Annotated in this window: 22 protein-coding genes; 5 read left to right on the top strand and 17 right to left on the bottom strand. The window is 72.7% G+C overall.

Annotation, left to right across the window (positions count from 1 at the left end; translation table 11 throughout):
* Window positions 1-67 precede the first annotated feature (67 nt).
* The 13 genes from Acy02nite_RS14030 to Acy02nite_RS14090 form a co-directional block, all read right to left on the bottom strand.
* A complete protein-coding gene (locus Acy02nite_RS14030) occupies window positions 68-1786 on the bottom strand; it encodes an L-lactate permease (RefSeq protein ID WP_203740658.1) in 1719 nt (572 codons plus the stop codon).
* Window positions 1787-1900: 114 nt separating this feature from the next.
* Entirely contained in the window at window positions 1901-3109 is a 1209-nt protein-coding gene (locus Acy02nite_RS14035; protein WP_203740660.1) for an LLM class flavin-dependent oxidoreductase, read from the bottom strand.
* Complete coding sequence (locus Acy02nite_RS14040; RefSeq protein ID WP_203740662.1) at window positions 3106-4440, bottom strand: NtaA/DmoA family FMN-dependent monooxygenase; 1335 nt, start codon at window positions 4438-4440, stop codon at window positions 3106-3108. Before Acy02nite_RS14040 ends, Acy02nite_RS14035 begins: the two co-directional genes overlap by 4 nt.
* 64 nt (window positions 4441-4504) lie before the next feature.
* Window positions 4505-5377 (bottom strand): hypothetical protein, encoded by an 873-nt coding sequence (locus Acy02nite_RS14045; RefSeq protein ID WP_203740664.1) that lies wholly within the window; start codon window positions 5375-5377, stop codon window positions 4505-4507.
* A 12-nt stretch (window positions 5378-5389) separates the two neighbouring features.
* A complete protein-coding gene (locus tag Acy02nite_RS14050) occupies window positions 5390-6679 on the bottom strand; it encodes a pyridoxal phosphate-dependent aminotransferase (protein WP_203740666.1) in 1290 nt (429 codons plus the stop codon).
* Window positions 6680-6681: 2 nt separating this feature from the next.
* Entirely contained in the window at window positions 6682-8337 is a 1656-nt protein-coding gene (locus Acy02nite_RS14055) for an AMP-binding protein (RefSeq protein ID WP_203740668.1), read from the bottom strand.
* Window positions 8334-9467 (bottom strand): Glu/Leu/Phe/Val dehydrogenase dimerization domain-containing protein, encoded by a 1134-nt coding sequence (locus Acy02nite_RS14060; protein ID WP_203740670.1) that lies wholly within the window; start codon window positions 9465-9467, stop codon window positions 8334-8336. The genes Acy02nite_RS14055 and Acy02nite_RS14060 overlap by 4 nt, the downstream gene beginning before the upstream one ends.
* Window positions 9468-9489: 22 nt before the next feature.
* Window positions 9490-10053, bottom strand: a complete 564-nt coding sequence (locus Acy02nite_RS14065; protein ID WP_203740672.1) for a type 1 glutamine amidotransferase — start codon at window positions 10051-10053, stop codon at window positions 9490-9492.
* Window positions 10029-10862, bottom strand: coding sequence for an amino acid kinase family protein (locus tag Acy02nite_RS14070; RefSeq protein WP_203740674.1), 834 nt, complete (start codon window positions 10860-10862; stop codon window positions 10029-10031). Before Acy02nite_RS14070 ends, Acy02nite_RS14065 begins: the two co-directional genes overlap by 25 nt.
* Window positions 10859-11914, bottom strand: coding sequence for an N-acetyl-gamma-glutamyl-phosphate reductase (argC, locus tag Acy02nite_RS14075; protein WP_203740676.1), 1056 nt, complete (start codon window positions 11912-11914; stop codon window positions 10859-10861). The genes Acy02nite_RS14070 and argC overlap by 4 nt, the downstream gene beginning before the upstream one ends.
* Window positions 11911-12759 carry an ATP-grasp domain-containing protein gene (locus Acy02nite_RS14080; protein WP_203740678.1) on the bottom strand — a complete coding sequence of 283 codons (849 nt, stop codon included), beginning with the start codon at window positions 12757-12759 and terminating at the stop codon, window positions 11911-11913. Before Acy02nite_RS14080 ends, argC begins: the two co-directional genes overlap by 4 nt.
* Window positions 12759-12944 (bottom strand): hypothetical protein, encoded by a 186-nt coding sequence (locus tag Acy02nite_RS14085; protein WP_203740680.1) that lies wholly within the window; start codon window positions 12942-12944, stop codon window positions 12759-12761. Before Acy02nite_RS14085 ends, Acy02nite_RS14080 begins: the two co-directional genes overlap by 1 nt.
* Window positions 12945-12961: 17 nt before the next feature.
* Window positions 12962-14089 (bottom strand): hydroxymethylglutaryl-CoA lyase-like TIM-barrel protein, encoded by a 1128-nt coding sequence (locus tag Acy02nite_RS14090; protein WP_203740682.1) that lies wholly within the window; start codon window positions 14087-14089, stop codon window positions 12962-12964.
* Window positions 14090-14290: 201 nt separating this feature from the next.
* On the opposite strand from Acy02nite_RS14090, the gene Acy02nite_RS14095 reads away from it, so the two are divergent.
* Window positions 14291-15052 carry a maleate cis-trans isomerase family protein gene (locus Acy02nite_RS14095; protein ID WP_203740684.1) on the top strand — a complete coding sequence of 254 codons (762 nt, stop codon included), beginning with the start codon at window positions 14291-14293 and terminating at the stop codon, window positions 15050-15052.
* Here the strand turns inward: Acy02nite_RS14095 and Acy02nite_RS14100 are convergent.
* The 3 genes from Acy02nite_RS14100 to Acy02nite_RS14110 all read right to left on the bottom strand — a co-directional run bounded on the left by Acy02nite_RS14100 (window position 14977) and on the right by Acy02nite_RS14110 (window position 17492).
* On the bottom strand, window positions 14977-15843 hold the full coding sequence (locus tag Acy02nite_RS14100; protein WP_425548276.1) for a response regulator transcription factor: 867 nt from the start codon (window positions 15841-15843) through the stop codon (window positions 14977-14979). The genes Acy02nite_RS14095 and Acy02nite_RS14100 overlap by 76 nt on opposite strands.
* Window positions 15783-16850 (bottom strand): IS701 family transposase, encoded by a 1068-nt coding sequence (locus Acy02nite_RS46505; protein ID WP_203740688.1) that lies wholly within the window; start codon window positions 16848-16850, stop codon window positions 15783-15785. The genes Acy02nite_RS14100 and Acy02nite_RS46505 overlap by 61 nt, the downstream gene beginning before the upstream one ends.
* Window positions 16851-17060: 210 nt before the next feature.
* Window positions 17061-17492, bottom strand: a complete 432-nt coding sequence (locus Acy02nite_RS14110; protein ID WP_203740689.1) for a MerR family transcriptional regulator — start codon at window positions 17490-17492, stop codon at window positions 17061-17063.
* A 65-nt stretch (window positions 17493-17557) separates the two neighbouring features.
* On the opposite strand from Acy02nite_RS14110, the gene Acy02nite_RS14115 reads away from it, so the two are divergent.
* Entirely contained in the window at window positions 17558-18775 is a 1218-nt protein-coding gene (locus Acy02nite_RS14115) for an MFS transporter (RefSeq protein WP_203740690.1), read from the top strand.
* Window positions 18776-18855: 80 nt separating this feature from the next.
* On the opposite strand, the gene Acy02nite_RS14120 is transcribed toward Acy02nite_RS14115, so the two are convergent.
* Window positions 18856-19524, bottom strand: coding sequence for a ScbR family autoregulator-binding transcription factor (locus Acy02nite_RS14120; protein ID WP_203740691.1), 669 nt, complete (start codon window positions 19522-19524; stop codon window positions 18856-18858).
* 141 nt (window positions 19525-19665) lie between these two features.
* Here Acy02nite_RS14120 and Acy02nite_RS14125 point away from each other — a divergent pair, with 141 nt between their 5' ends.
* From Acy02nite_RS14125 to Acy02nite_RS14135, 3 genes are read left to right on the top strand one after another with little or no spacing between them, the layout of a single operon-like run.
* Complete coding sequence (locus Acy02nite_RS14125) at window positions 19666-20625, top strand: ScbA/BarX family gamma-butyrolactone biosynthesis protein (RefSeq protein ID WP_203740692.1); 960 nt, start codon at window positions 19666-19668, stop codon at window positions 20623-20625.
* 40 nt (window positions 20626-20665) lie between these two features.
* Complete coding sequence (locus tag Acy02nite_RS14130) at window positions 20666-21808, top strand: acyl-CoA dehydrogenase family protein (protein WP_203740693.1); 1143 nt, start codon at window positions 20666-20668, stop codon at window positions 21806-21808.
* Window positions 21805-22482, top strand: coding sequence for an HAD family hydrolase (locus Acy02nite_RS14135; protein ID WP_239174769.1), 678 nt, complete (start codon window positions 21805-21807; stop codon window positions 22480-22482). Before Acy02nite_RS14130 ends, Acy02nite_RS14135 begins: the two co-directional genes overlap by 4 nt.
* Window positions 22483-22488: the final 6 nt, after the last annotated feature.

Here is a 22488-nt window from a genome sequence, read left to right on the forward strand (position 1 = left end):
GGGTGCCGACCTGGCACAGAACGCGAATTCACGTGCGGCCGCTGCGGCCGTACGCCAAATCGGATCTTCAGGGTGTTGACGGGATCATCCAGCCGAGCACCGGCGTGCCCTGCAACGTCACCAGGACGCACATGAAGAGCAGCAGAATCCCGCTCCAGAGCACCACCTTGCGGAAGATGTCACCCTCGCGACCGGCCATGCCGACAGCGCCGGCCGCGATCGCCAGGTTCTGCGGGCTGATCATCTTGCCGAGCACGCCGCCGGACGAGTTCGCCGCGGCGAGCAGCACCGGATCCAGGCCGGCCTTCGCGGCGGTCTGCACCTGCAGGGCGCCGAAGAGCGCGTTCGACGACGTGTCCGAGCCGGTCACGGCGACGCCGATCCAGCCGAGGATCGACGAGAGGAAGACAAAGACGCTGCCGGCCGTGGCCAGGAACGCGCCGAGCGTGTTCGTCTGGCCGGACTGGTTGAGCACGTAGGCGAGCGCGAGCACCGCCATCACGGTGACGATCGGCTGGCGCAGCTCCGCGTAGGTCCGGCCGTATGCCTTCAGCGCCGCGCCCGGACGGATCCGCAGCACGATCGCGGTGAGCACCCCCGCGATGATCATCAGCGTGCCGGCCGCCGGCAGCCAGCCGAAGGTGAAGTTCGTCGAGGACAGCGGCTTCCCGTTCGCGCCGAGCACGTCGAGGCCCGGCCACGTGAAGACGACCGTCCAGGGTTCGTGCGCGAGCGCGTCCTTGATCGGGCCCAGATTCGCGATCGCGAAGATCACGATGATGATGAGGTACGGGGCGTAGGCCCGGGCAACCTCGACCGGAGCGTCCCGCCGCACAGCAGTCGTGGCGCCCCCGCCGGAGGCAGGCACGGTTCCGGTGGCGGGCTCGGTGGACGGCCCCGCATCGGTGAGCGCGAGATCCGGAGTCTCCACCGGCTGCCACACCCGCAGGAGCAGGACCACCGCCGCGGCCGCCGCCAGCGACGCGATGATGTCGGTCAGCGGGACCGAGATGTAGTTCGACGCCACGAACTGCGCGGCCCCGAAGACGAACCCCGCGACGAGAGCGGCCGGCCAGGTCTGCCGGACGCCACGGCGACCGTCCACCACGGCGACCAGCACGAGCGGCACGACCACCGCCAGGATCGGCGTCTGCCGCCCGACCATGGCCCCGAGCGTGTCGGCGTTCAGCCGCGGGTCGCTCGCAGCACCCGCGGTCACCGTCCCGAGCGTGGTGATCGGCGTCGCCAGGGCCCCGAACGCGACCGGCGCGGTGTTTGCGATCAACGCCACCGACGCGGCCCGGATCGGCGGGAACCCGAGCGCCATCAGCATCACCACGGTGACCGCGACCGGCGTGCCGAACCCGGCGAGCGCCTCCAGCAGCGCCCCGAAACAGAACGCCACGATGATCGCCTGGATCCGCATGTCCGGGCTGACCCGTTCCATCGACCGCCGCAGCACGTCGAAATGGCCGCTCACGACGGTCAGGTTGTAGACCCAGATAGCGTTGATCACGATCCACAGGATCGGGAAGAACCCGAACGCGGCACCCTCCGAAGCGGACAGCAGGGCCTGGCCGACCGGCATCGCGTACACGGTGATCGCCACGATCAGCGCCACCACCAGCGAGATCACGCCCGCCAGCCAGGCGCGGACCCGGAACACCCCGAGCAGCAGGAACAACGTCAGCAGCGACAGGACCGCGAAGATCGCCGACAGCGCCACGGAGTCCGCGACGGGGTCGGTCACGATCTGGAACTGTTCCGCAAGGACAAGATCCGCCATGGCAGCCATCCAGGAACGTCGATCACGTTTCCCGCAATCTAATCGCAAACGCCCCGCAAGGAAACCACCGTGTTCCGGCGATCGGCCCGATCACCCCGCTACCCGCCCGCCCCGCTAGCGCCTTCCCGCACGGGACCCGGCATAGCGGTTGGCGGGGCGGCTCAGGCCGAGGTGGCCGCGCAGCGTGGACGACTCGTACGCGGTCCGGAACGCGCCGCGCCGGCGCAACTCGGGCACCAGGCCACGGGTGATCGACCAGAGGTCGTGCGGCAGGACGCCCGGGCGCAAACGGAACCCGTCCAGGCCGGCGGCATGCCAGTCCAGCAGCAGGTCGGCCAGTTCCTCCGGCGTACCCACGAAGATCTTCGCGTCGGAGCCCAGCGGCGCGCCGTCGAGCTCGTCCAGCCGCTGTTTGCGCCGCCGGGCGCGGCCCGCGTCATCGTCGAGGAACACCACCAGGTCGGCGAACGTGCGCAGCGGCTGCCCGGCCGGGCGGGCCTGCGCGGCGCACGCCCGCCGCACCTGTGCGCTCGTGGCAACCACCTGGTCACGGGTGTGCGGGGTGAGGAAGACGACGTCGGAGGCCTGCGCCGCGAACGTGTACGGCCGGGACGCGTGCGCGAGACTGGTCACCACGGGCTGGCCCTGCGGCGGCCGCGGCGTGATGGACGGGCCCTTGACCGCGAAGTGCTCCCCCCGGAAGTCGATGTGGTGCACGCGGGCGGCGTCGAGGAAACGTCCGGTGGCGGTGTCGCGGATCTCCGCGTCGTCCTCCCAGCTGTCCCAGAGCCGGCGCGCGACCTCCACCACGTCGGCGGCCTCGTCGAACAGCGGGCTCATCCGGCGGGCGATCGACTCCGGGTCCCGCACGTCCTCGTCGGTCAGCTGCGGGGTCGTACGCCGTCCGAAGTGCCGGGCGTCGGCCGCGCGTGACGAGATGCGCGGCCGCCAGCCGGCGCGGCCGTTGCTGACATGGTCCAGCGTGGCGATGCCGATGGCGACGTGGAACGGTTCCGTGTGCGTGACGTCGGTGGTCGGCACCAGTCCGACGGCCGTGGTCCGCGGCGCGATCCGGGCCGCGAGGAGCACGGCGTCCACGCTGCCGCGCAGCTGGTCGGTCCGCTCGTCGGGCAGGTGGAACGCGGCGGACTGCGGGCCGAGCGCGTCCTCGATCGTGACGAAGTCGAGCGTGCCCCGTTCGGCCTCCGCCGCGAGCTCGATCCAGTATTCCGCCGAGAACACGGCGCCGGGGCGGACGGTGGTGGTGCGCCACGCCGCCGGGTGCCAGCCGAGGCCGTCGAGCGCTACGGCGAGGTGCATCATCGGATCGCCTCCCGGGCGGTGTGCCGCTGCGCGAGCCCGAGGTGCTCGCGCAGCGTGGTTCCCTCGTAGTCGGCGCGGAAGGCGCCGCTCTCCTGCAGCAGCGGCACGACGCGGTCGACCACGTCGTCGAGACCGCCCGGCGTGGTGTGCGGCACCAGCACGAAGCCGTCGGCGCCACCCGTACTCACGAAGTGCCGCATCGCGGTGGCCACGGTGGCCGGGCTGCCGACGAACGTCTGCCCGTCGCCGACCGCGATGACCAGTTCCCGGATGCTCAGGCCCCGGTCCTCGGCGATCTCGCGCCAGCGGCGGGCGACCTTCGCGCGGTCGCCGCGGAAGACGGAGTGGCCTTGCAGCAGCTGGTTGGCGGGCAGCGGGTCGACCTGCGGCAGGGGGCCGTCGGGGTCGTATCCGGACAGGTCGCGGCCCCACACCGCCTCCAGGTGCGCGATGGCCGTCTGCGGGCTGACCTGTGCCCGGGTGATCTCCCCGGCCAGTTCGGCCGCTTCGGCGTCGGTGTCGGCGACGACACAGGTCGCGGTCGGGATGATCTTGAGGTCAGCCGCGCCGCGCCCGTAGCGGGCCAGTCGTCCCTTCACGTCCTGGTAGAACGCTCTGGCCTCGGGCAGGCGGTTGTACTTGCTGAAGATGACGTCGGCTTGCGCCGCGGCGAACTCACGGCCCTGCGGGGACTCCCCCGCCTGGATGACGACCGGGTGGCCCTGCGGCCCCGCCGGGGTGGTGAACCGGCCGGCGATGTCGAAATGCTGCCCCTGGTGCGCGAAGGTGCCCGCGCCAGGACGGACGAACTCCCCCGTCGCCTGGTCCGCGGGTAGGTCCGCCAGGCTGAGGCTGTCCCACAACCGGCGCGCCACCCCCAGGAACTCCTCGGCCCGCTGGTAGCGCTGCGCCTCGTCGAGGAAGCCGCCGCGCCGGAAGTTCTCGCCGGTGAAGGCGTCGAAGCTGGTCACCACGTTCCAGGCGGCGCGCCCGCCGCTGAGCAGGTCCAGGCTCGCCAGCCGGCGGGCGACCTCGTACGGCTCGTTGAAGGTGGCGTTGACGGTCGCGGCGAGGCCCAGGTGCGTGGTGATCGCGGCCAGCGCGGACAGCACGGTGAGCGACTCGGGCCGTCCGGCGACGTCCAACTCGTAGATGCGGCCTTTGTGCTCGCGCAGTCGCAACCCCTCGGCGAGGAAGAAGAAGTCGAACTTGCCGCGTTCGGCGGTCCGCGCGAGGTGGGCGAAGGATTCCCACCCGATCTGACTCCGCGACCGCGGATCCGACCAGACGGTCACGTTGTGGATGCCCGGCAGTTGTGCTGCTAGGTGCACGGCGGGGTTTCTCCTGTTCTCGGCGCGGCCGCCCGGCACACACGCGGGGCGGCCGCTCGGACACTCAGACGCCGGCGGTGCCGGCGTGGAACCGGACCTGATTGGACAGGCGCACGCCGTGGGTCTTGACGTCGATGTGGATGCGGTCGCCGTCGGCGATGCGGAAGCCGTCGTGGAAGCTCGCCTTGTCCGCGCCGAGCAGCAGGTAGTTGACCAGCCCGGGGCGGAGCAGCGCGGGGTAGGTGAACAGGTTGCCGGTCATGTCGGCGACACGATGGTGCAGCGAGTCGGCGCCGCAGTCGAAGTCGCCCTCCCAGGCCGACACCCCGTCGCGCTCGATGGTCGTGCGCCCGGTGACGGTGCGCGGCGGCTCGCCGAGGAACAGCCACGGCGCGATCGCCGTGTCGCACAGCTTGCAGTACGGGTTGTAGCCCGGATCCCGCCGGTGCAGGCCGATGTCGCACAGGTCGTTGCCGAACGTGTATCCGGCGTAGTGCGGCACGCCCGCGTCATCGTTGAGATAGACCAGTACCACCTCCGGCTCCTCGATCAGCGCGACCGGCGCCGCCGGCACGGCCAGCGTCTCACCGGGCAGCCGCAGCCACGGCCCGAGACCCTTGAAGAACCATTTGGGCGGGTCGAACTCGGCCGGCTTGGACTTGTGCGTACCCATGAAGCCGCTGACCAGCGCACGGTCCTCGGCGCCCGGCAGCAGCGGCGGGAACAGGCGCAGCCCGGGATCATCCGCGGGCACCGTCACGGTCGGCGCGCCCTCGGCCAGGATCGCGGGCAGCGCCGGCAGGTCGCCCGACGCCAGGATCGCGTCGTACAGACGCTGCCGCGAGACCCGGTGCAGGGTGACGTCGTCGCCCTCGGCCGGGACGGCGAAGCCCACGTGGTGCTCGCCCCGGTACTCGCTCTGGAACAGGATGGACATGCGTTCGCCCTTTCAGCGGGGGTACGGATCGGCCGGCCCGGCAAGGTCGGCGACGACTTCTTCGATCCGGTCCACGACGGACCGGATCCAGGGCAGGCTCGGCGGGTCGTCGGCGGCGAGCGCGGCCCAGCGCTGCTCGTCGGTGTCGCCGTACAACCGGCTGGTCGCCAGCCGGAGCCGCAGCGGCTCGGCCCGCTCGCCGAACGCGCTCGCCGGCAGCACGCCGATCCCGTAACGGTCGAGCAACAGGCGGGTCAGGCCGTCGCCGGTGTGCACGTCGTGCCGGCGGGCGATCCGCGCCCGCAGCGGTTCCAGGTCCGGGTAGAGGTAACAGGTGGCGCGCACCGGCGCCAGCAGCGCGCCCGCGGCGACGAGCCTCCCGGCCACGGCACGGATCACCGCCTCGTGCAGGCGGCGGCTGGCACCCAGGTGCGCGGTGAGCTCCGAGGGCTCGCTGAACGCGTACGCGGCCGCCGACTGCACCGGTGCCGCCGGGCTGGACCAGATCTGGCTGGCGACCCCGACGAGCGCCGTACGCAGGTCGCGACCGAGGTCGTTGGCGGGCAGCCGGGCCACCCCGGTGCGCCACCCGCCGAGCGCGAGGTTCTTGGTGAGGCCGGTCGTCGTGACGGTGCGCTCCGGCGCGAACCGGGCCGGCGAGACGGCCGGCGCCGCCGCGTCGAAGACCAGGTCGCCGTAGATCTCGTCGGAGACGATCACCAGGCCGAGCTCCCGGGCCGCCTCGCCGAGCTCGCGGAGTGTGCCGTCGTGCGCCACCGTGCCGGTCGGGTTGTCCGGCACGGTGACGACCACGCAGCGCGGATCACGGCCGGCGGCCCGGGCCCGCGTCACCACCTCGCGCAGCGCCACCGGGTCGGGCACGCCGCCCTCGCCCGGACGGATCGGCACGCCGATGGGCTGACCACCGGCCAGGCGCGCCTGCGCCGCGTAGCTGACCCAGCCGGGGACCGGCACCACCGTGTCGCCGCCGATGGCCAGCAGCAGGGCGAAGAGCAGCGGTTTGCTGCCCGGCCCGGCCACCACCAGACCCGGATCGGTGTCGAGGCCGCGCCGGCGCCAGTAGCCGGCGGCCGCCTCCCGCAGCGCGCTGCCGCCCGCCACGGGCCCGTACGCGTTCTGCCCGGCCGACTCGGCCAGCACGCGCCGCAGTACGGGATGGACCGGCAGGCCGATCTCGCCGCTGGTCATGGTGATCACCTGTTCGCCGGCACGGCGGCGGCGGGCCAGCGCCTCGTCGGCGGCCAGCGTGGCCGACATGGTGACGGTCGCGGGCCCGGCCACGTTCACACCGCCCCCGCGCCGGCCGGGACGGCGTAGCGCCGGCGCAGCTCGGCCTTGCGTACCTTGCCGGTCAGCGTCTTCGGCAGCGCGTCCACGTACTCGACGCGCTCCGGCAGGAAACGGGGGTCGTGGCCGGCCGCCACCACGAGCGCCCGGATCTCGTCGAGCGCCGGCCGGGCCGCGCGGCGGGGGACCACCACGGCGACGACGGCGCCGCCCGGGATGCCGGGCACCTCCAGCACGGCCGCCTCGCGCAGCGCGGGGTGACCGCCGATGACCGCCTCCAGCTCGGTCACCGGCGCCACGGCGCCGGAGCGCACGATCGCGTCGCGAGCACGGCCGAGGATGCGGATGCCGCCGTGCCCGTCGTCGCGCGCCAGGTCACCGGTGTCGAACCAGCCGTCCGCGCTGAACTCCGCCGCGTACAGGTCCGCGCGCCGGTGGTATCCGGGCGACAGCGACGCACCGCGTACGTGGAGCCGGCCCACACCGTGGTCCACGCCGTCGAGCGGTTCGATGCGTATCCGCATGGCGTCGATGGGGCGCCCGTTGCTGCGCGCCGCGTGGTCGTCCGGCTCCTCGGGCCGGGTGAACGTGACCGGGCCGTTCTCGGTCATGCCCCACAGCGAGTAGGTGCGGGCGCCGAGCGTGTCACGAATGTCGTCCACGAGGCTCTGCAGCACGGGCGCCGAGCCCACCACCACGTGCCGCAGCGTCCGCGTGTCCCGCGGATGCGCGCGCTGCGAGGCACAGACGTCGGAGACGGTCGCGGGCGGGCCGTACAGCAACGTGGCCCCGTAGCGCGTGACCAGATCCAGCAGCACCTCGTTGCGGCGCTCGTCCTGGAACGCGACCGTGCCGCCGACCAGCACGCCGGCGAGGATGCCCTGCGCGAACCCCGAGTAGTGGCACAGCGGCGTGGAGACGGCCGCCACGAAGTCGCCGGCCAGGCCGAGCGCGTCGACGTAGCCGCGGATCGCCGAGTGGATGGTGTTCTGGCTGTGCACCACGCCTTTCGACTCGCCGGTGGTGCCGGACGTGAACAGCACGGCGAACGGATCGTCCGCGCCCAGCTGCCGCGACTCGGGAAGCCGGGGGTCCTCCTCCCGGGCGACGTCGACGAAGTGCCCGGCGAACCCCAGCGTGCCGTCCTGGTCCGCCCGGTCGACCACGACGACGTGGGCCGGTGCGGGCAGGTCGTCCACCACGGTCTTCGCGATCGACGCCAGCGGCTCGCCGGACCACTCCGGCACCGTGACGACCACCTTGGCCTCGGTCAGCTCCAGCCGGTGGCGCAGCTCGGCGGGCGGGCAGATCGGGGAGATCGGGCAGATGAGCGCGCCGGCCCGGATGCAGGCGAAGATGAGCGGCACCATCTCCCAGCGGTTCGGAAGCTGGACGGCCACGACCTCGCCGCGACGCACGTCCAGCGCGTGCAGCGCCTCCGCGAAGCGCTCGGTGAGCCGCGCCAGCTCGCCGTAGTCCAGGGTGTCGGTGTGCGCGGCGGCAACGCGCCGCCCCGCGACGGCGAGCCGGTGTGGCCGTTCGCGTGCCTGACGGCGCAGGTCGTCGAGGAAGGTGGCGTCGCGCCACCACCCGCGCCGGCGGTACTCGGCCGCGCTCGCGGCATCCGGCACGACGCCGGCCGGCGCGGTCACCGCAGCTCCTGGCGCCGGGCCGCGAGCAGCTCGGGCAGCGGGTCCCCGGCGCTGGCCCCGGCGATCTCCAGCAGGTCGGTGGTGTTGCGCCGGACGCGGCCGGCCACCCAGTCGAACACCCACCGCTTACGCTCCTCCGCGGGCAGCTCGAACGGCACGGTGCGGGTGACGGCCAGGGCCGCGGCAGCGGCTCCGCCGACGTTCGCCACGACGTCCGGGATGAGCGTGCCGCCGGCCGCGGACACCTTCTGCCGCGCCTCGACGGTGGAGCAGAGATTGCCGCCCTCGACGACCAGCGGTGCCCGCAGGCGTGGCGCGTTGTCGGCGTGCAACGCGTCCTTGTTCGCGGCCAGCACGAGCAGGTCCGCGTCGACGTCCAGCCAGCCGTCCGGTTCGGCGGACACGGTGACGTGCTGCGGCAGCCGGGTCCGGTCGATGCGCCCGAGCTCGTCGGTGACCGCGATCAGGTCGGCGACCGGCAGCCGGTCGGCCTTGACGGTGCCGTGCACGTCGGCCACCGCGACGATGTGGTGGCCGCGGTCCTCGAGGAACCGGGCGACCGCGCGGCCCACCGTGCCGAAACCCTGGATGACGACGCGCGCGGCGCCGCCGCGACGCGCGCTCTGCAGGGCGGTGACGGCAGCCACGCCGACGCCGTGGCCGGTGCAGTCCACCAGAGGCTCGTAGTAGGTGCGCCAGTCCATCGGGATGTCGGCGACACCGGCGCGGTGGCGGGGGTCGTAGCCGGCCTCGGCGAAGAACACCGCCCGGTCGGCGGGGGTCACGCCCAGGTCGATGCCGAGATGGATGCCGCCGTGCAGCAGCGGTTTCACGGTCCGGCCGAACGTGCGGAACGTCCGCTCCCGGTCCTGCCCGTCCGAGCCGGTGCCGCCCTCGGAGACGATGCCGCCCTTGGCACCGCCGATGCGCAGACCGGCGAGCACGAACTTCTCGGTCATGCCGTGGGCGAGGCCGCGCACCTCGTTCTCGGTGACGTTCGCGGTCATGCGGACGCCGCCCATGGCCAGCCCGTCGACGAGCGTGTCCACCACGACCCAGCCGCGCAGCGGGCCGCCGCTGCCGTTGAGGGAGACGACGAACGCCGGCTCGGCGCTTTCCGGAGAACTCATGCCACTACCCTTCGATCGATGTTCACTGGAACAGCCGGGTGAAGCCGCGCAGGATCTCCATCCCGTCGCGGCGGAACTCGAGGTGCGCCTGCGATCCGTAGATCCGGCCGTCGTCCGAGCGCAGGAACTCCACCGGCGCCGGTTCGGACCGGCCGATGGCGCGGAACCCTTCCGGCGCGGCCCGCACGTACAGGGTGTGCCGGTGGAAAACGGTCACGGTCGGCTTGACGTAGGCGAACAGCGGGTCCTGCACGTCGACCTGGACCTCGTACCCGCCGACGCGCTGCGAGCCGGGCGTCAGCCGCGCGCCGTTGGCGACCGCGATGATCTGCATGCCGCCGCAGATGCCGAACACGGGCACGTCGGTGGTCATCACCAGGTCGATCAGCGGCCGGTAGTGGTCCTGGTCGTGGGCGCGCACCTTCGTCCCGCTCAGAACCACCGCCCGGTAGCGGGAATCGACCCGGCCGGGGGCCGAGGCGACGTCCACGGCGTCGGTCACGCAGCCCAGCGCTTCGAGCCGCTGCCGCAGCTGCGGCAGCGACAGCGTGCCGTTGTTGATCACGAGAACTCGAGGTGGCGCCATGAGACCTGCTCCTTTCGCCCGCTGCGGGTGAGAACCGTGCCGACACGCTCGGCGAGCAGCTCGGAGACCGGCGCGCTGCCGATGACGACCTTGTCGACGCCGCGGTCCAGCGCCTCGCCGGCGGCCCGCAACTTCTTGCGCATCCCGCCGGTGGCGCCCCGGTCGCGGAAGTCCGCGGCGGCCCCGGCGCCGATCCGGGCCACCGGCCTTCCGTCGATCAGCAGGTGGTCGACGTCGGTGACGAGCACGAGCGCGGGAGACCCGAAAGCGCCCGCGACAGCGGCGGCGGCCCGGTCGGCGTCCGTGTTCACCTCGCGGCCGGCCGGGTCGAGCGCCAGCGGCGTCACCACGTGGCAGTGACCCGGCCGCGGCGGCGTCACCGCGCCCGGAGTGACCGTCGTGATCGGCCCGACCAGGTTGTCCAGCTCGACCAGCTGCTTGCCCTGCCACCACCAGCGTTCGCCGGCGCCGGCGGCGACCAGGCCGTCGCTGCCGAACACGTGCGTGTGCCCGATCCCCCGGCCGTCCAGCAGCGCGCCGACCTGCCCGGCGAGCGTGCGGCTGACCGTCTTGATGTCCGCGATCACCTCGGGCGTCGTCCACCGGCTCTGGTTGCCGTAACGGTCGCGCAGGACCGCTGACGGCAGCGCATACTGCGGCCTGAGCTGCCTGAGCGGCTTGGACCAGCCGTGCACGAGGATGAGCGGGCGGTCCGCGGCGTGCGCGGCGAGGTCGTCCCACCAGGCGTCCGGCATCGCGTGCGCGGTGGAGCCGCCGAGCTTGACCACCAGCGGGGCGCCGGCGCTCATGCCGGCATCAGCGGCTGCATCGTCAGCCCCGTCTGCTCCGGCAGCGAAAAGCGTTTGTTCAGCGCCTGCACCGCCTGGCCGGCCGCGCCCTTGACGAGGTTGTCCAGCGCTGCCAGCACGACGATGCGGCCGCCGTCGGGGTCGTGCATCGCGGTCACGTCGCAGTAGTTGGACCCGAGCACCGCCTGCGGGTCGGGCACCGGGATGAGCGTCTCGGCGTGACGGCGGACCCGGACGAACGGGTGGCCGGCGTAGAACCGTACGTAAGTGCGCTGCAACAGGCGCGTGTCCACGTCGTCGTCGGTGAAGACGTAGCAGCTGGCAAGCAGCCCCCGCACCTGCGCGACGCCGTACGCGGACATCGCGACTCTGCCGACGCGCCCGGGTTTCCCGCGGTCCAGGAAGTCGCTGACCTCAGCCGAGTGCCGGTGCCCGGTCGGCGCGTACGGCGCGATGGCGCCGTGCCGCAACGCGTGCAGGTCGGCGGTGCGCAACTGCAGTCCACCGCCGCTGGAGCCGCTCTTGCCGTCGATCACGACCGTGCGCAGGGTCAGCCCCAACCCGAACACCAACGGGGCCAGCCCGAGCGTGATGGCCGTGGCGTAACAGCCGGGCAGCGAGATCAGCGCCGCGCCGGGCAGCTGGTCGCCGACGAGTTCCGGTGCGCCGTAGACGAACCGGTCGGCCAGCCCGTCGGGCCGCGGCACATCGGGATACCACCGGTGGTGCAGCTCGGGGTCGCGGATGCGGAACGCGCCGCTGAGATCGATCAGGCACGGCACGGTGTCGGCAAGTCGCGCCACCAGCCGCGCGGACACGGGGGCGGGCGTGGCCAGCAGCACCACGTCGCAGCGGCTGCCCAGGTCGTCGGGCACCGGCTCGACCGCGAGGCCGAGGTCGAAGCGCAGACCGGGATGCAGCTCGGCCGGGCGCTGCCCGACGTGCGACGAACCGCCGAGGAACGTCAGCTTCAACTCCGGGTGCTGTGAGATCAGCCGGATCAGCTCTCCGCCGGCGAGCCCGGCGGCGCCGATCACCCCGACGCGGATCATGAGGTCACCTCCTGCAGGTAGCGGACGACGGCCGTCGGGATGTCCAGTTCGCTGGTGTCGGCGACGGCCCGGAACGCCGGTGCGTGATTGACCTCGTTGACGACGAAACCGTCCGGCGTCTCGAACAGGTCGATGCCGTAGATGCCTTCGCCGAGCACGTCCACCACGGCGTCCACGATCTTGCTGATCTCGGGTCCCTGCGCGACGCGGCGGTGGCGGTTGCCGAGCGCGGCGTTGCTGCGCCAGTCGCCGCCCGCGCTGCGGAAGCTCGCCGACGCGACCAGCTGCCGCCCGGCCACGAAACAGCGGACGGACGATCCGCCGTCGAGGAACGGCTCCACCAGCGCCGCCTGCTCGAAGCCGTGTCCCAGGTCCTCGACGTAGTCGTAGACCGACTGGGCGGTGTCGGCGTCGCGCAGCAGCGTGACCCGTTTGCCCATGCCGCCGAACACCGGCTTGAGCACCAGCGGCAGCGGCAGCTCCGCCAGCGCGGCGGCGAAGTCCGCCCGGGACAGCACCAGACGGAAGTCCGGCACCGGCAGATCAGCGGCGCGCAGCAACGCACGCAGCGACAGCTTGTTCTCGCAGGCATGGATGGCGGCGGCCGTGTTGAGGACGGGGACGCGCGCCGCCTCGGCGGCGGTGGCGATCAGGCCGCCCCGGGTGTAGCTGCGGCTGCGGATCATCACGGCGTCGAAGTCGCCCAGGGCGGGCGCGGCCGGCGCGCCCAGACACAGCGCGCCGTCGTCGACCCAGCTCAAGCGCAGGTCGTGCGCGCCGGCCGCCGCGATGAGCCGGCGCTCCTCCCAGCCGATGCGGTCGGCGACGAGGGCGACGTGGCGCATCACTGGCCCCAGTCGCGCAGCGTGACCTCGACCATCCGCAGCCGCAGACGGCCGTCGTCGATGTCGTCCACCCGGAGCGTGAGCAGGCACTCGGGGCAGGACAGCGTTTCGCCGGGCACGATCGGTGGCGTCGTCAGGTCGGTCTCGCACTCGGGGCAGACGCCGGTGAGGACGGTCGTGGACATGATGTTCTCCTGTGGAATCAGAGCGACTGGAATGCGGCGGCGGCGGCGCGGACCGCATCGCGGTCCAAGGCCGGCGCACCGGCCTGGTGCTGGCGCGCGGTCAGCCAGGACGTGAACGCGTCGGCGTCGACGCTGACGCCCGAGTCGGCGAGGGCCCACTGCACCAGGGCCGGCGTGACGCGGGTCCGTACGCGCAGGTCGCGCTTGTTGCCCACCTCTTCGGCCGGCAGGGTCTCGTAGGCGTCGGGATGCAGCAGTTGCCCCGCGAGCTCGTAGGCGTACGCCTGCGGCGACGTGGGCCCCGGCTGGAACGCGTCGCCGAGCCGCGCGCCCTCGAGCGCGACCCGGGACAACTCGGTGAGGCCAGAGAGGTCGAAACGGCGATCGTCGTGGATGACCCGCAGGGCGGTAAGCAGCTCGGCGAGCGGGGCGTTGCCGCCGCGCTCGCCGATCCCGCCCACGGTCGCGGAGATCCACGTCGCCCCGGCGCGGTAGGCGGCCAGCGAGTTGGCCACCGCCATGCCCAGCATGTGATGTGAGTGGATCTCGATCTCGGATCCCTCGATGGCGGTGAGGCCGGCGACCACCTCCTCCATCTGCCACGGCGAGAGCGAGGCGACCGTCTCGGCGAGCCGGAAGCGATCGGCTCCGGCCGCGAAGCCTTCGGTGACGTACGGGATCAGCCGCTCGCGCGGCGTCCGGGCGCCGTCCTCGCCGCTGAACGTGACGTGGAACCCGCGGTCCTTGGCCGCCCCGATGGCCGCGCGCGCCACCACGGTCAGCAGCTTCAGGCTCGGCGAGCCCAGCTTGAGCTCGGCGTGCCGGGCGGAGGTCGGGATGGACAGCATCACCGACCGGACGCCCAGCCGCCGCGCCTCGTCCAGCGCCGTCTCCACCTGCTGCCGGTCGCGCACGACGACCAGGGACAGGCTGCGTTCCGGGCCGACGGCGTCGTGGACCGCCTCGATGAGGTCCTCGTCCTTGGACGACGGCCCGGAGATCATGCCTACCTCGACCAGCTCGACACCGGTGCGCACGAGCAGGCCGGCGATGTACGCGGCGTCCTTCGGGCTGAATTCGACGCCGGCCATGTGCGCGGAGTCACGCAATGTCGCATCCGAAATGTGCGGCAATTGTTCGGGCATTACCGTCTTCTCTCCTTGGCGGAAGGGGCTTCAACGACTCTCTCCCGCATTCGGCGACCACGTCAACGAAACGAACGTCAGGGATTGTCAAGAAACCTCAGCCACCGCCGGAAGCGGACAATGAATGCAAGGAACACCCGCTCGCCCACGATTCACCGATAACCTGACAACACATCGGCTGGTACGAATGGAGAACGAAGAGTGGATTTCATCGCAATGCCCCGCTTGGGTGTCGTCGTGCCGCCGGAGAATCCCACTGCCGAGCCGGAGTTCAACCGGCTCGCCGGATCCGCCGCGCACGTCTACGCGGCGCGGTTCCCGGCCACCGCCGCGAACGGGTTGCACGCCACGCTCGAGTCCTGGAACGAGGCGCTGCCGGGGACCCTGGCCCAGTTCGGCGGGATGCGCCTGGACGCCGCGGTGGTGGCCTGCAGCGCCTCGCACTACCTGCTCTCGCCGCACGGCGATCGGGCGTTCTGCGACCGGCTGAGCCGGCACACCGGATTCCCGGTGCAATCCTCGACGCAGGCGATCCTGGCCGCCTGCGAGGCGCTGGACGTCCGACGGCTGACGCTCGTGTCGCCGTACGAGCCGTGGCTGACCGAGACGTCGCGCACGTTCTGGCGGCAGGCGGGACTCGACGTGGCGGGCGTCGTGCGGGTGCCGGCGGGAGACCGGTTCGACCCGTACCGGGTGACCACCGCGGACATCCTCGCCCAGGTCGGCCGGCATCGACTGGACGACGACGCGGCGCTGCTGTTCACCGGCACCGGGATGGCGACGCTGCCGGCCATGCGGGCGCTGGCGGAGCACACCGACCAGGTGCTGCTGAGTTCCAATCTGGCCGCCGCCTGGTGGGCCCTGCGAGTGCTGGGCAAGGAGGCGGATCATCCGCTGCTGCGCCGGCTGGCGACGCCGTCCGCCGTGGCCGCCGGCTCGTCGCAGCCACGCCCGAACTGGTAGCCCACCCCGCGCACGGTGACGATCCACTGCCCGCATCCGAGCTTCGCGCGCAGGCTGCTGACGTGCGTGTCGATGGTCCGGCTCGTCGTGGCCCACTGATCGCCCCAGACCGTGGTCATCAGCTCCCGGCGGGACACCACCTTCCCGGCGTTGGCGGCCAGCGTGTACAGCAGGTCGAACTCCTTCGACGTGACGTCGATGCCCTGATCACGCAGCCGGACATCCCGCGTGACCCGGTCCAGGCGCAGCGGTGGCAGCGAAATCGTCTCGGGAACGGCCGGCCGGGCCCGGACCCGTCGCATCACGGCCTCGACCCGGGCGACGAACTCGCGCCACCCGCAGGCGGCGGTGATGCAGTCGTCCGCGCCCGCCTTCAGCGCGAGAATGCGTTCGAGCTCGTCGCCCTGCCCGGCCCAGGCGATGATCGCGGTGCCGCCTTCCGCGCGAATGGAACGGCAGACCTCGAGCCCGTCGATGTCCGGCAATTCCAGGCCGAGAACAATCAAATCGACGTCCCGGTGGCCGTTCAGGGCCTCCGCCCCGCTGCCCGCGGTGCGAATGACATAGCGTCTTCTGTTGACGTCCTTGGCGAATGCCGCCGCGGCTGCTGGCTGCGCAACAACGAGCACTTTCGTCGCATCGGGCACAACGGTTCCACCTCGAGATTGACGTGAGAAACGGCGATTCAGGTGCGGGAGTGTCAAGGCGTTCGTGAACTTCAGAACACGCCTCAATCCGCCAATCGCTGGAAGGCATGTGCCGCCGCGGCCATCGTCATGTGGTGATGCCACCCGGGAAACGACCTCCCCCGGAAGTCGTCGACGCCGAGCTGCCGGCTCATCCTGGCCGCGGCGTCGCGGAAGCACTCGTCCGCGCCGGCCAGCACGCGCCCGGCGTGCCGCGGCCCGAGATTGGTCAGGGCACACCGCGCGGATCCCCGGCCGTCCGGCGCCCCCGGCCACCACATCGCCTGGTACCGCCGGGGTTCGACCGGCAGCGAACCGCGTGCGCTCAGGAATACCGGCACCGAGCGGGCACGCTCGCGGTTGAGCAGGGCGCCCACGCTCATCGCGCCGGCGGGGCCCTTCACGGCGTACACCTGCTGCTCGGGACTCGTCTCGCAGACCACGTCGACGCGGCGGCGGGACAGCGCCCCCAGCACGCCGGTGACGTCGGCCGGCGCCAGCGGCAAGGTGAGGATCCACGGCAGCGCGGGCAGGCGGCCCCGGGAGACCTCACCGACGAACTCCATCAGGTGCGCCCAGCGCGGCCGGGCCGTCACGTCGCGGGGGATCCGGGCCCGCAACCGGCGCTGCCGATCCTCGGCCCAGGCGTCACGCAACAGCAGCCGCCAGCTCACCGGGAAGCTGCCCGCCTCGGTGCAGAGGAACAGGCCGAGAACGCTCTGCCCCCGCACCTTGCGCCCGGAGGCGCCGTCCACCGTGGTGTGCACGCCGACCGTACTGTGGCCCCGCCTCGGGATGAACAGTTCGGTGACCGCCCAGGCGGACGGCGTCGTACGGGAGCAGATGTGCCGGGCGAGCGCCTGCCGCACCGGCTCCCAGGCCCAGGTGCTCGCGTTGACGAACTGGTGCAGTCGATGAGCGGTGGCGGCGGGAAGCGACTGGGCGGCGGCGAGTTGCCCGGGACTGGCCCGGTGCGGGGCGCTCAGCAGTCCACGAAGGTAGGTCCGGGCCCAGTGGCGCTGGTCCGCCCGGGGCAACGGCCGGAACACCTCCTCGACGAACGACTGGCCGCTTGCGGCATCGATCGTCGCGCTGCGCATCGAGGCAGCCATCAACCCACATCCTCACCGTGTGCGACTTTCGGAGTACCCAAAGTGTCCGAAAGAAAAATACCTTCGCGAAGGTCAGATTCACGGGCCCGGCGGCACGGTTTGAGAAGTCGGGCTCTCACCAGGTCGAACGGCCGCCATCCGGGCCTGGCGTCACCGCAGGTCGCTGGCGATCAAGCCCGTGAACAGCACAGGAAGGGGGAGCGGGAAATGTCAACGAGAGGTGATGGTCTCGTGAACGGCGGGCACCGGGACCGGCGGCGGCAGCGCACCCGGCGCGCGACGGGTGTGTGCGCTGACCTCCGCCAGGTACTCCGCGACGGCGTTGCGGTTGCGCACCAGGGCGTCGATGCGCCGGTTCATCCGGTCCAGCTCCTGGCCGAGCGTGTCGATGATCTCCGGGGTCGCATCGGAGAACACGATGACGCGCGGCTTGTCGAGGCACGGCAGGATCTGCTTGATCACGCGGGTCGGCAGACCGGCGTCGAGCAGCCCGCGGATCTGCAGCACGCGGTCGGCGAGCCTCTCGTCGTAGGAACGGTAGCCGTTCGCGCACCGCTGCGAGACGATGAGACCCTGCTCCTCGTAGTACCGCAACAGCCTGCGCGATGTACCGGTTCGAGCGGAAAGCTCACCGATTCGCATGTGATCCACCTCACCTGAGCGCGGATTGACCTTCACACCTATGTGAGCGTTTGAGCATACCGGGCATGGCAACGGAAAGCACCAGAGCGACCCCGCAGTCGCCGGCACCGGAACGATCCGCGAAGCTGCCGATGTCCGCGCTGCTCGCACTGACCACCGCGGTGTTCATCACCAGTCTCACCGAGACGCTGCCCGCCGGCGTCCTGCCCGCGATGAGCGGCAGTCTGCACGTCAGCGAGTCGGCCACCGGCCAGGCCGTGACCATCTACGCCCTCGGCACCGCTCTGACGGCCATCCCGCTGACCGCCGCGACCGCCGGCTGGCAGCGCAAACGCCTGCTGCTCACCGCGATGGCCGCGTTCGCCGTCGCCAACACGATCACCGCCGTGTCCTCGCACTACGCGTTGACCATGGTGGCCCGGTTCCTGGCCGGCGTGGCGGCCGGGCTCGCCTGGGCCCTGCTCGCCGGCTACGCCCGCCGGCTGGCACCGCCGCACCTGCAGGGCAAGGCGATCGCCGTCGCCATGGCCGGCATACCCGTCGCGCTCTCCCTCGGTGTCCCGGCGGGCGCCTTCGTCGGCGAGACGCTGGGCTGGCGCGCGGCGTTCCTCGCGATGACCGCGCTGACGCTGGTGCTGCTGGCCTGGATCACCGCCGCCGTCCCCGACTTCGCCGGGCAGCGCGCCGGCGCCCGGGCACCCATGCTGCGCGCGCTCACCGTTCCCGGGGTCGTACCGGTGCTGGTGGTCACGCTCGTCTTCGTGCTCGCGCACACGGTCCTGTACGCCTACGTCTCCACGTTCCTGCAGCACGTCGGCATGGCCGACGCCACCGACGCGGTGCTGCTGACGTTCGGCGTCGTCTCGCTGGTGAGCATCTGGTTCACCGGCGCCCACATCGACCGCCGGCTGCGCACGCTGACCATCGCCAGCGTGCTGCTGGTCGCGGTCGCCGCGGCGATCCTCGCGACCATGGCCGGAAGCCACGCTCTCGTCTACGTGGCGGCCGCGCTCTGGGGCCTCGGCTGGGGCGGTGTGCCCACCCTGCTGCAGACCGCTGCCGCCGACGCGGGCGGCGAGGCCGCGGATTCCGCGCAGGCCATGCTGGTGACGCTCTGGAACGTCGCCATGGCCGGGGGCGGGATCATCGGCGGTGTGCTGCTCGAGACCCTCGGCGCGGGCTCGTTCCCGGTCAGCGTGCTGCTGCTGCTCGCGCCGGTTCTGGTGGTCGTCGTGGTCGCCCGCCGGCACGGCTTCCCGGCTGTCCGGCCGCCGGCTGCCTGACCTCGGCGGGCGGCGGCGCAGCTCAGGCGGGCGGCAGCTCACCTCAAGCGGGCGGCGGCGCAGCTCGGGCCGGCGGCGGCTCAGCTCAGACGGGCGGCCATGCGCTCGGCGTGCGGCATCGCCTCCGGGAGCAGCGCGCGGATCACCTCCAGCATGCGGTCGGCGAGGTCGGCCCGGTCCGCGAGCACCCACGAGATGTGCTGCACGCCGAAGACCGCGGCGACCAGCACCCTGCCGAACGCCTCGGGTGGCGGCCGGCCGGGCAGGTCCCCGCGGTCGGCCGCCCGGCTCAGCGCGCTCACCACGACCTCGGTGACGTCCTGGTAAGGCGTCGGCAGGGGCACGCCGATCAGGGCATTCTCGATCTGCAGCCGGGCACCGGCCTGAACGAGCTTGTCGCGCCGGAACGCGGCGCACAGTCGCAGCAGGAAGCCGACGAGCTCGGCGAGCGGGCCCTCGCCCTCGTCCGCCTCGGCCACCAGCTCCTGCAGGCGCCGGTAGAACGTCTCCACTACCGCCACGGCCAGCGCCTCCTTGTTGGCGTAGTGGAAGTAGACCGCGCCCTTGGTCACGCCGGCCAACTGCGCGACGTCCAGCATGGTCACCTGGGGGAAGCCCTTGTCCGCGAAGGCGACGGCGGCCGACTGGAGGATCTGCGCCCGGGTGTGCGCGGCCCGTTGCTGTTTCGGGCTGCCGATCGCCGCGCGAGGCCGCGGCGCCGCCATGCGACCGGTGCCGGACGGCTCCATCGCACCCCCTCGAATGTCGACGTGAATCGCTACATGTGTGAACCGCGCACACCGTAGCTAACGCCCGCGCGAGGACGTTAGTTTCGAGACGGCGTCAGCCACGGCCATGTCGATACTGCGCCCCGACAGGAGTTCCAGTACATGCCCGAGCCGATCCGCCTCCTGACAGCCGACGGCGCACGCTCGTCCGGACTCTCCTTCGACCAGCCGGTTCCCCGGCAGCTGGTCCACCGTGCCGCCATCGCCGAGGTGTTCGTCACCGACGCGGTCGTCCAGGGCGACGACCATTACCTCGTCGGCGCCCAGTGGCCCCGCGACCATGCGTTCTACCACCCCACCGCGGGCGGCGGCACCGATCCGGTGCTGTTCGCCGAGACGATCAGGCAGGCCATGGTCTATCTCGCGCACCGGCATCAGGGCGTGCCCCTGGGCAGCCGTTTCACCGGCCGCGACATCGCGTGGGAGCTGACCGACACGGGGCCGTTGCTGGTGCGGGACGAGCCCACGGCGGCCCTGCTGGACGCGCGCTGGACCTGGCTCGACCGGCGCCGCCGCCGGCTCCGGGTGGACGTGGTGCTCTCGGTCGACGGCCACGTCTGCGGACGTGGGCACATCAGCGCCGCGGTGCTCGGGGAGCGCCAGTACCGGATCCTGCGCCGGCGCACCGACTTCGCGCCGGCCGGCCCGCCCGTCCCGCCCGTGCGGCGGGAGCCCGCGGCGCACGTCGGCCGGCTGCGCGCCAAGGACGTCGTCGTCGGCCGGGACCCGGCCGGCGACGGGTGGCGGCTGCTGCTCGACCAGAGCCACCCCTCGCTGTTCGATCATCCGGTGGACCACGTCCCGCTCATGGGCCTCATGGAAGCGGTACGCCAGATCGGTCACTTCGTGGCCCACGCCGGACCGGCGGACGACCGGGCGTGGTCGCTCACCGCCTTCGACGCGACGTTCACCACCTTCATCGAGCTGGACCAGCCGACGGCACTGGTCGTGCGGTCCCCGCACGGCAACACCGGTTCGCCCCACCGGATCCCGCTCACCGTCGACGTCGAGCAGGCCCGGGCGACGGTGGCCACCACGCGCTCGGTGTGGTCGGCTGCCTGAGCCGGCCGTCGTCGTCCGTCATCCGACCGTGGAGGAGCCCATGCGCACCGGCCGAGCCTCTTTACGCACTCGCACGGTGATCGCGCAACCACCTCCGGTCACCGGCGCGGTTCTGACCGCCACCGCGCTGGCGGCCTCGCGGGCGGCCGACACCGACCGGCGGCGACGACTGGCCGCCGAGGTGGTGGACGCCGTGACCGCGGCCGGCCTCGTGCGGCACTTCGTGCCCCGCCGGTGGGGCGGCCGGGAGGGGTCGTGCGCGGCTCTGTTCACCGCCGTCACCGAGCTGGCGACCGGCTGCGCCGCCACGGCCTGGTGCACGTCGCTGTGGGCGACGCACGGCCGGTACGCCTCCTACCTGCCGGAGCGGGGGCGGGCCGACGTGTGGGCGGCCGGCCCGGACGTGCGCCTCGCGGCGGGACTGCGACCGCGGGACGGCGGCTGCCGGCGTACGGCGGGCGGCTGGACGGTGCACGGCGGCTGGGACCACGTCAGCGGCGTCGAGTGGTCCGAATGGGTGCTGCTCGGCGCGCCCGAGCCGGAGGATGCCGCGACGGTCCGCGTGTTCGCCGTGCCGCGTGCCGCCGTCCGCGTCGCCGACGACTGGGACAGCCTCGGACTGCGAGGGACCGGCAGCCACGGCGTGTCCCTCGAGGAGACGTTCGTGCCGGAGCACCGCAGCGTGCCGCTGTCCGCGATCCTGCGGGGCGACGGCGAGCCGGGCGCGGCCCGCTGCCATCGGGTTCCGGCCCACCTGCCCGGGAGTGTGCTGCTCGCGGCGCCGGCGCTGGGCGCGGCACGCCACGCGTTGTCCTGCTGGCGGCGCCAGGCCGGCCGGTCCGCCGGCGAGCAGCCCGCCGCCGCGATGGTCCTGGCGTCGTCGGCGGCCGAGATCGAGGCGGCCGCCATGCTGCTCGCCCGCGCGGCCCGCCGCGCCGACCGTGGCCCCGCCGGCGAGCTCGCCACCGCCGGCAACCGCCGGGACGCCGCGGCCGCCGTCCGGCTTCTGCTGGCGGTGGCCGACCGCCTGCTCGACGCGGGCGGCATGGCGTCGGTGGCCGCACCGCACCCGCTGCACCGCGCCTGGCGTGACATCCGTACGGTGGCCGGGCACGCGGCACTGCACCCGGCGGCCGCCGCGCAGGCGTACGCCGCCGCGCTGGGCGACGCGCAGCCGTGGTGAGAGCCGCGCCGCCGCCCCGGCGCCTGGTGTTCAGCGACGTGGACGAGACGCTGATCAGGCAGAAGAGCATGTTCGGCTTCCTGGATTACTACTTCGCGCGGCGGGACGGGCCGGCCGGGGAGCGCCACGCCACGGCGGTGCGGCGCGACCTCGAGGACCTGGTCGGCGCCGGCGCACCACGGGAGCTCGCGAACCGCCGCTACTACCGGGCGTGGGCGGGGCAGCACAGCGACGAGGTGCACCGGTGGGGCCGCCGCTGGTACGCCGAGCAGGCGGCGAGCCCGGACTTCTTCGTCACGGCGACCGTGGCGGCGCTGACCCGCCACCGAGCGCGGGGCGAGCCGATCCTGCTGGTGTCGGGCTCCTTCCCGGCGGTGCTCGCGCCCCTCGCGGAGGCGGTCGGCGCGAGCGGCCTGGTGTGCACGCGGCAGGAGGTCTCGGGCGGCCGCTTCACCGGCGAGATCCTCGGTGACCCGGTGATCGGCGAGGGCAAGCGCGCCGCCGTGCGGGACGTGCTCGCCCGGTACCCGTCAGTGGATCCGCGGGAGTGCTTCGGGTACGGCGACCACGTCTCCGACCTGCCGATGCTGGAACAGGTCGGCAACCCGGTGGTGGTCGGCGGCGACCCGGAGCTGCTGCGACGCCTCACCGGAGCGCGAACGATGCGCCGCTGAGATCGG

The organism is Actinoplanes cyaneus (assembly GCF_016862095.1).
Lineage (GTDB): Bacteria > Actinomycetota > Actinomycetes > Mycobacteriales > Micromonosporaceae > Actinoplanes > Actinoplanes cyaneus.

Bases quoted from the DNA above. Each gene is read 5' to 3' on its own strand.
- Acy02nite_RS14030 (WP_203740658.1), bottom strand. From the start codon at position 1,786: ATGGCGGATCTTGTCCTTGCGGAACAGTTCCAGATCGTGACCGACCCC.
- Acy02nite_RS14035 (WP_203740660.1), bottom strand. From the start codon at position 3,109: ATGATGCACCTCGCCGTAGCGCTCGACGGCCTCGGCTGGCACCCGGCG.
- Acy02nite_RS14045 (WP_203740664.1), bottom strand. From the start codon at position 5,377: ATGTCCATCCTGTTCCAGAGCGAGTACCGGGGCGAGCACCACGTGGGC.
- Acy02nite_RS14060 (WP_203740670.1), bottom strand. From the start codon at position 9,467: ATGAGTTCTCCGGAAAGCGCCGAGCCGGCGTTCGTCGTCTCCCTCAAC.
- Acy02nite_RS14065 (WP_203740672.1), bottom strand. From the start codon at position 10,053: ATGGCGCCACCTCGAGTTCTCGTGATCAACAACGGCACGCTGTCGCTG.
- Acy02nite_RS14070 (WP_203740674.1), bottom strand. From the start codon at position 10,862: ATGAGCGCCGGCGCCCCGCTGGTGGTCAAGCTCGGCGGCTCCACCGCG.
- argC (WP_203740676.1), bottom strand. From the start codon at position 11,914: ATGATCCGCGTCGGGGTGATCGGCGCCGCCGGGCTCGCCGGCGGAGAG.
- Acy02nite_RS14080 (WP_203740678.1), bottom strand. From the start codon at position 12,759: ATGCGCCACGTCGCCCTCGTCGCCGACCGCATCGGCTGGGAGGAGCGC.
- Acy02nite_RS14085 (WP_203740680.1), bottom strand. From the start codon at position 12,944: ATGTCCACGACCGTCCTCACCGGCGTCTGCCCCGAGTGCGAGACCGAC.
- Acy02nite_RS14090 (WP_203740682.1), bottom strand. From the start codon at position 14,089: ATGCCCGAACAATTGCCGCACATTTCGGATGCGACATTGCGTGACTCC.
- Acy02nite_RS46505 (WP_203740688.1), bottom strand. From the start codon at position 16,850: ATGGCTGCCTCGATGCGCAGCGCGACGATCGATGCCGCAAGCGGCCAG.
- Acy02nite_RS14110 (WP_203740689.1), bottom strand. From the start codon at position 17,492: ATGCGAATCGGTGAGCTTTCCGCTCGAACCGGTACATCGCGCAGGCTG.
- Acy02nite_RS14115 (WP_203740690.1), top strand. From the start codon at position 17,558: ATGGCAACGGAAAGCACCAGAGCGACCCCGCAGTCGCCGGCACCGGAA.
- Acy02nite_RS14120 (WP_203740691.1), bottom strand. From the start codon at position 19,524: ATGGAGCCGTCCGGCACCGGTCGCATGGCGGCGCCGCGGCCTCGCGCG.
- Acy02nite_RS14125 (WP_203740692.1), top strand. From the start codon at position 19,666: ATGCCCGAGCCGATCCGCCTCCTGACAGCCGACGGCGCACGCTCGTCC.
- Acy02nite_RS14130 (WP_203740693.1), top strand. From the start codon at position 20,666: ATGCGCACCGGCCGAGCCTCTTTACGCACTCGCACGGTGATCGCGCAA.